Annotated in this window: 13 protein-coding genes and 1 pseudogene; 4 read left to right on the top strand and 10 right to left on the bottom strand. The window is 25.2% G+C overall.

The window, feature by feature from the left end:
* Positions 1 to 62 precede the first annotated feature (62 nt).
* From glnS to queE, 4 genes are all read left to right on the top strand, one after another.
* Entirely contained in the window at positions 63 to 1,724 is a 1,662-nt protein-coding gene (glnS, locus tag ATN01_RS02085; RefSeq protein WP_075433434.1) for a glutamine--tRNA ligase, read from the top strand.
* Between the two features lie 230 nt (positions 1,725 to 1,954).
* Positions 1,955 to 3,601: a CTP synthase gene (locus tag ATN01_RS02090; RefSeq protein WP_075433435.1), complete on the top strand. Its 1,647-nt coding sequence runs from the start codon at positions 1,955 to 1,957 to the stop codon at positions 3,599 to 3,601.
* Between the two features lie 34 nt (positions 3,602 to 3,635).
* A complete protein-coding gene (gene eno, locus ATN01_RS02095) occupies positions 3,636 to 4,928 on the top strand; it encodes a phosphopyruvate hydratase (RefSeq protein ID WP_075433436.1) in 1,293 nt (430 codons plus the stop codon).
* Between the two features lie 111 nt (positions 4,929 to 5,039).
* The gene (gene queE / locus ATN01_RS02100; protein ID WP_075433437.1) at positions 5,040 to 5,699 is read left to right on the top strand and encodes a 7-carboxy-7-deazaguanine synthase QueE; all 660 of its coding nucleotides are present in this window, start codon (positions 5,040 to 5,042) and stop codon (positions 5,697 to 5,699) included.
* A 24-nt stretch (positions 5,700 to 5,723) separates the two neighbouring features.
* Here the strand turns inward: queE and queD are convergent, their stop codons facing one another.
* The 10 genes and pseudogenes from queD to ATN01_RS02150 all read right to left on the bottom strand — a co-directional run bounded on the left by queD (position 5,724) and on the right by ATN01_RS02150 (position 14,109).
* The gene (gene queD / locus ATN01_RS02105; protein WP_075433438.1) at positions 5,724 to 6,086 is read right to left on the bottom strand and encodes a 6-carboxytetrahydropterin synthase QueD; all 363 of its coding nucleotides are present in this window, start codon (positions 6,084 to 6,086) and stop codon (positions 5,724 to 5,726) included.
* Between the two features lie 28 nt (positions 6,087 to 6,114).
* Positions 6,115 to 7,155 carry a peptidoglycan DD-metalloendopeptidase family protein gene (locus tag ATN01_RS02110; protein ID WP_075433439.1) on the bottom strand — a complete coding sequence of 347 codons (1,041 nt, stop codon included), beginning with the start codon at positions 7,153 to 7,155 and terminating at the stop codon, positions 6,115 to 6,117.
* A 30-nt stretch (positions 7,156 to 7,185) separates the two neighbouring features.
* Entirely contained in the window at positions 7,186 to 7,662 is a 477-nt protein-coding gene (ispF, locus tag ATN01_RS02115; protein ID WP_075433440.1) for a 2-C-methyl-D-erythritol 2,4-cyclodiphosphate synthase, read from the bottom strand.
* Between the two features lie 17 nt (positions 7,663 to 7,679).
* The gene (ispD, locus tag ATN01_RS02120; RefSeq protein WP_075433441.1) at positions 7,680 to 8,387 is read right to left on the bottom strand and encodes a 2-C-methyl-D-erythritol 4-phosphate cytidylyltransferase; all 708 of its coding nucleotides are present in this window, start codon (positions 8,385 to 8,387) and stop codon (positions 7,680 to 7,682) included.
* An 81-nt stretch (positions 8,388 to 8,468) separates the two neighbouring features.
* Positions 8,469 to 8,672, bottom strand: a complete 204-nt coding sequence (locus tag ATN01_RS02125; protein WP_075433442.1) for a septum formation initiator family protein — start codon at positions 8,670 to 8,672, stop codon at positions 8,469 to 8,471.
* A 45-nt stretch (positions 8,673 to 8,717) separates the two neighbouring features.
* Complete coding sequence (cysC, locus tag ATN01_RS02130) at positions 8,718 to 9,341, bottom strand: adenylyl-sulfate kinase (RefSeq protein ID WP_075433443.1); 624 nt, start codon at positions 9,339 to 9,341, stop codon at positions 8,718 to 8,720.
* A 1-nt stretch (position 9,342) separates the two neighbouring features.
* Positions 9,343 to 10,763, bottom strand: a pseudogene (gene cysN, locus ATN01_RS02135) (sulfate adenylyltransferase subunit CysN).
* A 19-nt stretch (positions 10,764 to 10,782) separates the two neighbouring features.
* On the bottom strand, positions 10,783 to 11,691 hold the full coding sequence (gene cysD / locus ATN01_RS02140) for a sulfate adenylyltransferase subunit CysD (RefSeq protein WP_075433444.1): 909 nt from the start codon (positions 11,689 to 11,691) through the stop codon (positions 10,783 to 10,785).
* Between the two features lie 9 nt (positions 11,692 to 11,700).
* Positions 11,701 to 13,125: a siroheme synthase CysG gene (gene cysG, locus ATN01_RS02145; RefSeq protein WP_075433445.1), complete on the bottom strand. Its 1,425-nt coding sequence runs from the start codon at positions 13,123 to 13,125 to the stop codon at positions 11,701 to 11,703.
* Positions 13,126 to 13,374: 249 nt separating this feature from the next.
* Positions 13,375 to 14,109, bottom strand: a complete 735-nt coding sequence (locus ATN01_RS02150; protein ID WP_075433446.1) for a phosphoadenylyl-sulfate reductase — start codon at positions 14,107 to 14,109, stop codon at positions 13,375 to 13,377.
* Between the last annotated feature and the right edge of the window lies 1 nt (position 14,110).

Raw genomic sequence — 14,110 nt, forward strand, 5'->3', positions numbered from 1 at the left:
TATCGAATAATCAACAAAAATATTTTTATCAATTTAGATAAAGAATAACAAACGAGAAATAGATGAATAATAAAAAAAAGAAATATAAAAATAATTTTATCAGTCAAATCATTAACAACGATTTTGATGAAGATCAAAACTTATCCTTACATACTAGATTTCCACCTGAACCTAATGGATATCTTCATATTGGTCATGCAAAATCAATATGTTTAAATTTTGAACTGGCAAAATTATATAATGGAAAATGTAATCTTCGATTTGATGATACCAATCCATTAAAAGAAAATATAAAATATATCAATGCAATTCAAGAAGACATTAAATGGCTTGGTTATAAATGGAACAATAATGTTCATTATTCTTCTGATTATTTTCCAAAATTGTATAAATATGCAAAAGAATTAATAAAAAAGGGTCTTGCATATGTAGATCAACTAACAAAGGAACAAATACGTGAATATAGAGGGAGTTTGAAAAAACCAGGAAAAAATAGTCCATATAGAGATAGAACTATTCAGGACAATATAAAATTATTTCAGAAGATGAAAAAAGGCGAATTTTCTGAAGGAGAAGTATGTTTGAGAGCCAAAATTGATATGCAATCTTCTTTTATGGTTATGCGTGATCCTGTAATATATAGAATTATTTTTTCTGAACATCACCAAACTAAAAATAAATGGTGCATATATCCAATGTATGATTTTACTCATTGTCTTTCAGATTCTATTGAAGGAATTACTCACTCGTTATGCACATTAGAATTTCAGGACAACAAATCGTTATATAACTGGATTTTAAAAAATACTAGTGTAAAAAAATACCCTAAACAATATGAATTTTCTCGATTAAATTTAGAATTTTGTGTTTTATCTAAAAGAAAATTATCAATTTTAATTAAAAAAAAATTTGTAAACGGATGGAACGATCCTCGTATACCTACTCTTTCTGGTTTAAAAAGAAAAGGTTACACTCCTGCTTCTATTAAAAATTTTTGTGAAAACATTGGTATAACGAAACAAAATAATCTAATAGAATTTTCTATGTTAGAGTACTGTATTAGAAAAGATTTGAATAAAATAGCTATTCGCACTATGGCCGTATTAGAACCAATTAAAATATATTTATATAATCTAGATGACAATTATGAAGAAAAATTTATAGTTCCTAATCATCCAAGTATTCCAGAATTAGGTACTCATGAAATTATTTTTACCAAAATTATATATATTGATCGTGTAGATTTTCAAGAAAAATACAATAAAAAATATAAAAGATTGAAACTTGGTGGAGAAGTACGTCTAAGGTATGCATATGTAATAAAAGCAGAAAAAATAGAAAAAGACAAATACAACAATATAGTTAAAATCATATGTTTTTGTGATCTAAATACTTTAGGAAAAAAAACAAAAAACAATAAAAATCCTGCAGTAATACACTGGATTTCAGTCAATAATACATTTCCTGCAGAATTTCGACTGTATAATCATTTATTTAATATTAAAAATCCGGAAAGAGAAAAAAATTTTCTTTCGTATATAAATCCAAAATCGTTAATAATAAAAAATGGTTTTATAGAAAAAACAGTAATCAAGATAAAGAACATATTTTTTCAATTTGAAAGAATTGGTTACTTTTGTATAGACGAAATTGATTCTATAAAAGATAAATTAGTATTTAATCGCACTGTAGGTTTACGCGAATTATGGAATTCAAAAAAATAAATTATTTTAATAAAAAATATTACTAAAAACAAGTATAAGTATATAATAAAATTTATTCGAATAAAAATTAATTTATTTTACAAAATCAATAACGTGTTAATTTTTAACAAAAAAATCTTTTTTGCAAATATATTTTACAATTCAATATCATAATAAAATATTTTAAGTTAAAAAATTATGATTTTAATTCAAAAATATTCATTTATCTTAACTAATATTTTATATTTAGAATGACTAAAAATTATATTTTTATCACTGGCGGAGTAGTATCATCTTTAGGAAAAGGTATTGCAGCAGCTTCGTTAGGAGCAATATTGAAAGCGCGAAAATTAAATGTAACCATCATAAAACTAGATCCATATATTAATGTCGATCCTGGAACAATGAGTCCTATTCAGCATGGAGAGGTATTTGTGACAGAAGATGGTGCTGAAACCGACCTAGATTTAGGTCACTATGAACGTTTTATTCATACTAAAATGACATATTTAAATAATTTTACTACCGGTAGTATTTATTCCAAAGTTCTACAGAAAGAAAGAAGAGGTGATTATTTAGGTGCTACTATACAAGTGATTCCTCATATTACTAATGCGATTAAAGAAAGAATTATTGTATGTTCAAAAAGTAATGACATTATTATTGTAGAAATAGGTGGAACTGTTGGAGATATTGAATCCTTACCATTTTTAGAAGCCATTCGTCAAATGGCGGCAGATACAGGTCGTAAAAATGTCATATATATACATTTAACACTAGTACCATATATTGCCACAGCTGGTGAAATAAAAACAAAACCTACTCAACATTCAGTCAAAGAATTACTTTCAATAGGAATACAACCAGATATTTTAATTTGTAGGTCTGAAAAAACAATACCTATCAATGAAAGAAAAAAAATTGCATTATTTTGTAATGTACCAGTAAATGCTGTAATTTCTTTAAAAGATGTAAACTCTATATACAAAATACCAAAATTATTAAAAAATCAAAAGTTAGATGATTATATTTGTGAGTATTTTCAGTTAAATGCTCCTGAAGCTGATTTAAAAGAATGGGAACAAGTAATTTATGAAGAACAAAATTCGAATGAAACAATTATTATTGGTATTATTGGGAAATATATAAAATTACCTGATGCATATAAATCAGTCATAGAAGCACTTAAACATGCAGGTTTAAAAAATCAAATAAAAGTAAAAATAAAATTAATTAACTCTCAAGATATAAAACATCATGATACTCAACTATTAAAAAATCTTAACGGTATTTTGATACCAGGTGGTTTTGGTGATCGAGGTATTATAGGTAAGTTATTATCTACAAAGTATGCAAGAGAAAATAATATTCCGTATTTTGGCATTTGTTTAGGAATGCAAATAGCCATTATAGAATTTGCACAAAATGTTATTGGAATAAAAGAAGCGAATTCAACAGAATTTGATCCTAAATGTAAATACCCTATTATTGATATAATAAAAGATTGGGATATAAATATATATAAAAATATTTCTGATGAAACAAATAAGGTTAATTTAGGTGGTACAATGAGACTAGGTAATCAGGCATGTAAATTAAGTATTAATAGTTTGTCTAAAAAATTATATAAAAAAGATATTATTATAGAACGACATCGGCATCGATATGAAGTAAATAATTTTTTACTCAAAAGAATAGAAAAACATGGATTAAAAGTGACAGGTCGCTCTCAAAAAAATAATATAGTAGAAATCATAGAAATATCGAATCATCCATGGTTTTTAGGATGCCAATTTCATCCTGAATTTACTTCTACACCACGTGATGGACATCCATTATTTATAGATTTCATTAAATCTGCAAGAAAGTATAAAAACAATAATATATCACACAATTAAATCATAACAGTATTGAAACATATTAAGGTAAAACATGTCTAAAATTATCAAAATTATAGCTCGTGAAATAATAGATTCTCGAGGAAACCCTACTATAGAATCCGAAGTACATTTGAAGAGTGGTTTTATTGGTTTGGCTTCATCTCCTTCTGGAGCTTCTACAGGTTCTTTTGAAGCTTTAGAACTAAGAGACAAAAATATAAATAGATTCAATGGTATGGGTGTAAAAAAAGCAGTTGCTTTAATTAATGAAAAAATTTCAGATGCTTTAAAAAATAAAGATGCCAACAATCAAAATGACATTGATCATACTATGATTAATTTAGATGGTACATCTAATAAATCTAAATTAGGTGCAAATGCTATTTTATCTGTTTCTCTAGCTGTTGCAAAAGCAGCGGCTTTATCTAAAAAAATCCCTTTATATCAACATATAGCTGATATTAATAATACTACAGGAGTTTTTTCTATGCCACTGCCAATGATCAATATTATTAATGGTGGAAAGCATGCTAATAACAACATTGATATTCAAGAATTTATGATCCAACCTGTTAGTGCAAAAACAATTAAAGAAGCTATAAAAATGGGATGTGAAGTGTTTTATGCATTAGGTTTATTATTAAAAGAAAAAAATATGAGTACAACAGTAGGAGATGAAGGCGGATATGCACCTAATTTAAGATCTAATGAAGAAGCATTAAATCTTATTCAAGATGCTATACAAAAAACTAAATATAAATTAGGAAAAGATATCAAACTAGCTATCGATTGTGCAGCATCTGAATTATATTGTAAAAACACTAAAACATATCAACTTCAAGGTGAAAAAAAGAATTTTTCTTCACAAGAATTTACCCGTTATTTAGAAGAATTATCTAATAAATATCCTATTTCTTCAATTGAAGATGGACAAGATGAATTTGATTGGGAAGGATTTAAGTATCAAACAAATGTATTAGGAAAAAAAATACAACTTGTAGGGGATGATTTATTTGTGACTAATACAAAAATTTTAAAAAAAGGCATTAAAAATAGTATAGCTAATGCTATTTTAATTAAATTAAATCAAATAGGAACATTGACAGAAACACTTGAAGCTATAAATATAGCAAAAAAATCCAATTATGGTGTAATTATCTCGCATCGTTCAGGTGAAACAGAAGATACATCTATAGCAGATTTATCAGTAGGAACAGCATCAGGTCAAATTAAAACTGGTTCTATGAGTCGTTCTGATAGAACTGCGAAATATAATCAATTAATTAGAATAGAAGAACATTTAGGCAAAAAAAATGCACCATTTTATAAAGCAATAAAAAATTAAATTATCACTAACAATATACAATACTCTTCTAAAAAAAAGAATCAGGTATTTTTTAAATATGCCTGCTTCTTATTTTAGTATAAAAAAACCTAATTAATTTATGAGACAATTATGTATTATTCAATTAATGAAATCTTTCAAACAATACAAGGAGAAGGTTATTATACTGGAACTCCATCTATTTTTATTCGAATACAAGGTTGTGCAGTTCATTGTAAATGGTGTGATACAAAATATACTTGGTCATGTATACATAACAACAAAATCCCTTTTCAGGAATTGATGAAAAAAAAGATATCAAATAATAAATGGAGTTATATGAATGTTAAAGAAATAATTTTAAATATAAAAGAAAAAAAATGGAAAGCTAAACACGTAGTTATCACAGGTGGAGAGCCATGTATATATAATTTACGTTCTCTTACAAATAAACTAGAAAAACAAGGATTTACCTGTCAAATAGAAACAAGTGGTACTCAATTACTTGATTGTTCTTTTAATACTTGGGTTACTCTTTCTCCAAAAAAACATAAAACAACTTTATATACTTCAATAATACGTGCAAATGAAATTAAATTTCCAGTATTACAAGAACAAGATTTATTATATTTAGAAATAATTTTGTCAATATTAAAACATCGAAAAACATGTCATATTTTTTTACAACCCATTAGTCAAAATCCAGAATCTTTAAAAATTTGTATGAAAATATGTACAGTTAAAAATTGGCGTCTTTCTATACAAACTCATAAATACCTTTTAATAAGGTGATTTGTGTTTATAAATCTTTTCTTTTTAATCACCTTTATAAATACATCCAGATGTACAAGTTTCCTTAATTATTACAGAAGTTAATAAAGGCAATTTCGGCTTTAAATTATTCCAAATCCATTTTGCTAACATCTCACTAGTAGGATTTTCTAATCCAGATATTTCATTTAAAAAATGATGATCTAATTGATCATAAATTGGTTTAAATTTTAATTTAATATCAGAATAATCCATTATCCATCCAGTTTCTTTGTGAATTTTACCTTCTACTTCTAAACGTACTAAAAAAGAATGACCATGTAATCTACCACATTTATGTTGTTTATCAACGAAAGGTAAATAATGTGCGGCTTCAAAATAAAACTCTTTAAATATTATAGTTGTCATATGATTATCAACATTTATTTTAATGGATTTAAAAATTAAAATCTAAAATTTTTTTATCAATTTTAGGTAAAATTTTTAATGGATTTACGGATTCTCCTTTATAACGTATTTCAAAATAAAGTCGAACTATATTCTTGTCAGAAAAACCCATTGTAGAAATTTTTTGTTGTGCATGCACCTTGTCTCGTGGTTTGACTAAAATCACATCATTAAATGCATAAATACTAAGATAATTTTCATTGTGTCGAATGATAATCAATCGACCATATTTTTCGAATAAATCAGTTATATAAACTACTTCTCCATCAGCTGCTGCAAAAACTGATTGGCCTTTAAAACCAGGAATTTCTATATGTTGATTTCTTGATTTAATATCATAAACATATTGAATATGTTTACTTTTTACAGGCCAAAACCAATTATTTGAAAAAAAATTGTTTTTTAAAGGAAAATTACTGATATTACAATTATAATTGCAAGAAAAACATATTTTTATTGATTTTTTATCATATGTGTTTTTTACATTATTCAAAAAATTTTTCAAATTTAAAGTATTATTAAAAATAAATTTACAAGGAGTAACATTATTTTTATTTAATTCTACAACAGAACAGTTATCTACATAATTATCAACAAAAAAATCACCTACCCATATCTTTTGACCAACAAAAATTTTATAAGGTTTTTTAATAACATTCAATCTAGATAATTCATAATAACTGTGACCAGATTTTTTCCCAATCGAATAAAGCGTATCTTTAGGTTTAACAACGTAAAACATCTTAAATTTATTTTTTTGAAAAATTCCAGTAAAATTGCTATTAGAAATAATCAAATCTGTTTTTTTAAAAAAAACATTATATTTTGAAAACAAAAAACATTCATTTTTTTTTAAAAAAATAAATTTTTTTTCTTTTTTTTGAATGAATTCAATATTTGAATATTTTTTTTGATATACATAATTATTTTTTTCTTGCTTTTTATTAGATAACGCAACAGAAACATGACTGAAAGTAATTAATACTAAAATAAAAAAAAATAATTTATATAAAACTTTTTTTAATTCCATTATATTTCCATTGAATTTATAAAAAAATTTTTATAAATCTTTAACAAGCATAACTACAGCTTGGCAAGCAATCCCTTCTTTTCTTCCAATAGCTCCTATCTTTTTTGCACTTGTAGCTTTAATACTAATATTATCTATTTTAGTATTAAGATCTAATGCTAAGTTAGATCGCATAAAAAATATATAAGATGCCATTTTAGGAGACTCTGTAATAATAGTAATATCAATATTAGATATAATATAATTTGTTAATTTAATTTTTTTCCAAATACTACTAAGTAGTATTCTACTATCAATATTTTTATATATTATATTACTACTTGGAAAGAAACTACCAATGTCACCCATAGCTAATGCGCCTAATAATGCATCTATTACAGTATGGATTAATACATCACCATTAGAATGAGAAATTAAACCCGTTGAATAAGGAATTAAAACACCACCAATAATTAAAGGTTTTTTACTACCAAAAGCATGCAGATCAAAACCATATCCAATTTTCAAAGTACATCCTTTTTTCACTAATTAATATCATAATTTTTTAAATAAAATTCGGCAATACTTAAATCTTCTGGACAAGTAATTTTAATATTTCTACTATTCCCTATAATTAACAATGGATTATATCCGTAGTATTCCAGTGCTGATGCTTCATCTGTAACATTAATTTTATTTTTTATCACATTTTTTAAACAATTTTTTAAAACGTTTATTTGAAACAATTGAGGTGTTAAAGCATGCCATAAATGATTTCTGTTGAGAGTATATAAAGTTTTCTTACCTTTTTTATCACTATATTTAATAGTATCAGAAACAGGTCTAGCTAAAATTGCCCCTATAGGTTTTTTTTTAACAATAGATATTAATCTATCTAAATCTTGATAACTTAAACAAGGACGAACTGCATCATGTATTATCACCCAGTGAGCATTTGTTTTTATTTTTAGTCCTGATAATACAGAATTTATTCTATCTTTTCCTCCTATGACAGGAATAATTCGAAAATGTGACGATACGGGTAATTTATAAAAATATTTATCTTCTTTATGCAAACTTACAATTATTTTAACAATGTTAGGATGCAATAATAATGTATGTAAGGTATATTCAAGGATAGTAAAATTTTTAATTTTTATATATTGTTTCGGTAAACTAGACTGCATTCTACTTCCAATTCCTGCAGCTGGTACTATAGCAATAATTTTTAATTTTAGTAAATTCACTAATATTTTTTCACATCCATTAAAATAACTCTAAAAATTTTGAATATATAATAAAATTATAAAATAATTACAAAAACTATATTTGTTTTAATCATTTTTTATATGATTATTTAATTTCTGCAGTTCTAAAATAATTTTTTGGTTACGAAAATTAAGATCTATATTTTCTTTTTTTTGCAAACATACTTTTTTACGTATTGTTATATAATCAAACACACCATTTTTCCCCCACCAAAGAGAATATTGCAACCAAATTAATAAAAACAACAAGAACATTTTCAATGTATTCATCTTTTACTCTAATTGATCAATTTTATAAAGAGTAAATTTTTTTATTTAATCAAAATTAAAAAAAGATATAATATCACGAAAATATAGAATTTTAATTAATTTTTTTGCATTTTTTTCTAAAGATTGCGTACCATCTAAAATCAGATCAGGTTTTTCTGGTATTTCATATTTTGCATGAATACCAGTAAAATCAAGTATTTTCCCTGTACGAGCTTTTTTATACAAATTCTTAGGATCTCTATTTTCACATATATTGATTGGAGTATTCACAAAAACTTCTAAAAAATTTGATTTACCTAGCATCCTACTAATCATTTCTCTTTGATATCGAAATGGAGAAATGACAGATACTAATACTATCATACCTGAATCTAACATTAATTTCACTACTTCTCCAATACGTCTGATATTTTCTTCTCTATCAGAACGACTAAAATTTAAATTAGAACATAAACCAGATCTAATATTATCTCCATCTAATAAGTAAGTTTTAATATTATTTTTAAATAATATTGTTTCAAAAAAATTTGCAATTGTTGATTTACCTGAACCTGATAAACCTGTAAACCATACTGCAATTGATTTATGACTATATTTTTTTTCACGTTGTACACGTGTAATAGAATGTTTATGCCAAGTAATATTATTTTTAAAATTATCATCGTTCATATTAGTTAAAAACTTTTTTTTTTGCTAATTTAGGTATATTCCAATGTGGAAAATGTTGAGAAATAAAAGCATGGAAACTTAATTCGAAATCATTTTTATTATCAGTTGGGGTGATTTCTTTTCCTTTCAATTTTTTTTTCATCATCCCTGCTCCTACGGTGCTATTTGTTAAAAGATCAATAAAAATTATATTTCCTGTCATTCGATTATCATGATAATCGTCAAAAATAACAGATTCACTAAAGATTACTTTTATTTGACCAATATTATTTAATGTTAGGAAGTTTGCTTTTTTTTTCATTAAAGTATTTATATCTGTTCTAGATATAATTTCTTTGACATAAACACGTATTATTTTACCTGACAATTTAGCATTGTATGATTGTCCGATTGATAAAATTTTACTTGTCATCCAAACGATATCAATAATAGCTTCTTGCATAGGTTGTAAATCAGAATTAATGTTTACAAAAAAATCTCCTCTATTAATATCTATTTCTTTTTCTAAAACTATTGTAATCGGTTGTCCAATTTCTGCATATTTTAAATCCTTATTAAATTCAATAATACGAGCAATACGAGAAGTTATATTGATAGGTAAAATTTTAATAAATTGTCCAACATGAATAGTACCAGATACTAATGTACCTGAATATCCGCGAAAATTTGAATTAGGACGATTTACATACTGTATCGGAAATCTCATTTCAACTAATCTATTATTGTTTTGAATTTTCACTGTTTCTAAAATATTTAATAATGTTAAACCATTATACCAAGGCATAAAATTATTTTTAAAAACAATATTTTCACCAATTAATGCAGAAATAGGAATAAAAAAACTTTCAAGTTATTAGACAGTTTTTTAGAAAATTTTAAAAAATTTTTTTTAATATTAATAAAAATATCTTTTTGATAGTTTACTAAATCCATTTTATTAACAGCAACTATTAAATATTTTATTCCAAGTAAAGTCGAAATAAAACTATGTCGATAAGTTTGTTCTAATAAACCCTTTCTTGAATCAACTAATAAAATAGACAAATCGCAAGTAGACGCTCCTGTAACCATATTACACGTATACTGTTCATGACCAGGAGTATCAGCAATAATAAATTTTCTTTTATCAGTAGAAAAATAACGATACGCTACATCAATAGTAATTCCTTGTTCACGTTCAGATTGAAGACCATCTACTAATAATGCAAAATCTATTTGTTTTCCTTGAGTTCCATGACGTTTACTATCATCCTTTAACGAAGATAATTGATCATCATAAATTTGTTTAGTATCATATAATAAACGACCAATTAAGGTACTTTTTCCATCGTCTACACTACCACATGTTAAAAATTTTAATAAAGTTTTCTTTTGATGTAAATTTAACCAGTTTTGAAAATCATTTTTCGCATTACTATTCATATTTAAAAACACCTTTTATTTAAAAATAACCTTGTCTTTTTTTAAGTTCCATTGAACTTTTTTGGTTATAATCAATAACTCGACCTATTCGTTCACTAGTTTTGACAGCAAGTGTTTCTATAATAACTTCTTCAAGATTTTTTGCTTTAGATTCAATTGCACTTGTTAAAGGCCAACAACCTAAAGTACGAAATCTAATCATTTTATTTTTTATAGCTTCATTTGAATCAAGTTTAATACGTTTATCATCAATCATTATTAACATGTTATCTCTTTTTAACACTGGACGTATAGCAGCAAAATAAAGTGGAACAATCTCTATTTTTTCCAAAAAAATATATTGCCAAATATCTAATTCAGTCCAATTTGAAAGAGGAAAAACACGAATATTTTCTCCTTTATTAATTTGCCCATTATAATTCCACCATAATTCAGGACGTTGTTTTTTTGGATCCCATTGATGGAAAGAATCACGAAAAGAGTAAATACGTTCTTTAGATCTCGATTTTTCTTCATCTCGTCTAGCTCCTCCAAAAGCTGCATCGAAATTATATTTATTTATAGCTTCTTTAAGACTTTCAGTTTTCATAATATCAGTGTACTTGTTACCTCCATTTTTAAATGGATTTAAATTTAATAATTTACCTTGTGAATTACAATGAATTATTAATTCTATTTCATTAGTATTTGCCACATAATCTCTAAATTTATACATTTCTTGAAATTTCCATCCAGTATCTATATGTAAAAGTGGAAATGGTAAATTTCCAGGATAAAAAGATTTTTTTGCAAGATGAAGCATTACTGAAGAATCTTTTCCAATAGAATATAGCATAACAGGATTCTGAAACTCTGATACAACCTCTCGTATTATATAAATACTTTCTGATTCTAATTGACGGAGATGAGTAGTATTTTCTTTAAACATTAATTTACCTTAAATCAATTTTATTATAGAATTTGATATATTATCGATATTATTAAAGCTATGATTAGTATTAAACCATTTTAATTTCTCATGAAAAAGAACAACTTCTCCTATAATCAATAAAGATGGAGTTTTAATAAGGTGAATTATTTTTTTAATTTCATCTAAACGTCCTATTATAACTTTTTGATTCATAGTAGTTCCTTCACTTATAATTGCTATAGGTGTTGATTTTAGACGACCATACATAATAAGTTTTTCAGAAATTTCTATAGCGTTTAAAGTGCCCATATATACTACTAAGGTATAAAAAGGATTGCATAAAATAGAAAAATTATTCACAAAATTATTTTTATATTTATGACCTGTTATGAAAACAACACCATGAGAATATTTACGATGTGTTAGTGGTATACCGGTATATGCTGAAATACCAATTGCAGAAGTAATGCCTGGAATAATTTGAAAATCAATATCTGCATTTTTTGCTGCTTCGATTTCTTCACCTCCTCTACCAAATATGAAAGAATCTCCTCCTTTTAAACGTACTACTCTTTTACCTTGTCGCGCTAAAAATATTAATAGTTTAATAATTTTTTCTTGAGATATGGTTTTTACACCTACACGTTTACCTACATAAATACGTTTTGCATCACGACGAATTAAATTTAAAATATCTTTAGAAACTAATCTGTCATATAATACTACATCTGCTTGCTGCAGTACCTGTAAACCTCTTAAAGTTAATAATCCACTATCTCCAGGTCCTGCTCCTACTAAACTAATTTGACCTTTTAATAAGGTATGTTCTTGAAGAGTGTTTTTTAGAATCCTAGTCGCTTGTTCTGTATTTTCATTTAAAATATGTTCAGTAAAAATACCTTTAAATAATTTTTCCCAAAATCGACGTCTTGCTAACAAACTATTAAAACTGTTTTTAACTACTTCCCTCCATTTTCCAGAAATTTTTGCAACTTTACCTAATTTCATAGGCAAAATTGATTCGATTTTTTCACGTAATAAACGTAATAAAACAGGAGCGGTTCCTCCTGAAGAAAGCGATATAATAATAGGGGAACGATCAATAATAGAAGGAAAAATAAAAGAACATTTTGATTTATCATCAACAACATTTACGAATAAACAACGATTATTACATAATTTAAATACATACTGATTTAATTTTAAATCATTTGTAGCTGCAATTACTAAAAACATTTTTTTTAAAAACAATGAATCAAATTCTCTAGATATCCATGTTATTTTGTTTTCATGTAAAAGATTTTCTACATCTGTACACAAGTCTTTTGCGATAACATTAACTTTAGCATTTGCTTTAAGTAATAATGTAATCTTATTAAAAGCAACTTCTCCACCACCAACAATTAATATATTTTTAGATGTTAAATCTAAAAAAAGAGGAAGATAATTCACATTTACCTTTTACTAAAATAAATAAGATTTTTAAAGTATCGTAAAAAAAATTACAAAACCAATTATGAAAATATTATCTAAAAATATTTTTTATATCTCTAATTAATTTATATTTTTATAAATACTGGTCATTTGATATAATTAATTAAAAATATAAATATAAAATATTTTAAAAGAATATATTTATGAATATAATAAAATTTTTTAACAAACATATTATTATATAGTACTACTTTTAAAGTATTAAACTTAATCTTCATGCAAACCACATTCTCGTTTTAATCCAAAAAACCGGGTTTTTTCCTCTAACATTCCTGGTATATATTTAATAGTAGTATGTATATCACCAACAGAAACATATCCATTTTTTGATAAAGGATGAATATCTAGATTATTCTTTTTCAAATATTTATGTATTTGATCATTAGACCAATCTAATATTGGTAATACTTTAAAAACTTTTTTCTGAATAGAAAGATAATTTAATAAATTTCGGGTTTTTGATTGATCACGACGTAATCCAGAAAACCAAGTTTTTACTGATAATTCATTTAAAGCACAGTTCATAGGTTCTACTTTATTTATTTTATTATAAAAATTAATTCCTTGTATTCCTTTCTTCCATAATTTTCCGTATCGAGCTTCTTGCCATGCCGGAGATATTTTTGACCTGAAAATTTTTAAATTTAAATTATATTTTTTATTTATCAGATCAATAAATTTATACGTTTCAGGAAATAAATAACCTGTATCAATCAATACTATAGGAATATCAGGTTTTTGTTGTATGATGATATGCAATAAAACCATTGATTGAATACCAAAACTAGATGACATAATATGCGTATCAGGTAAATTTTTTAATGACCAATATACTCGTTCTTCTGCGGAATAGTTTGAGATTAATAAATTAAATTCAGATAAAATGTTGTTTTTTTTGTCTGAGTTTAATAAATTAATATCTTGAATATTAAATCTGGACATT

Origin of the sequence: Buchnera aphidicola (Diuraphis noxia), from assembly GCF_001700895.1 — a bacterium.
In the GTDB taxonomy this organism is placed as follows: Bacteria; Pseudomonadota; Gammaproteobacteria; order Enterobacterales; family Enterobacteriaceae; genus Buchnera; species Buchnera aphidicola_D.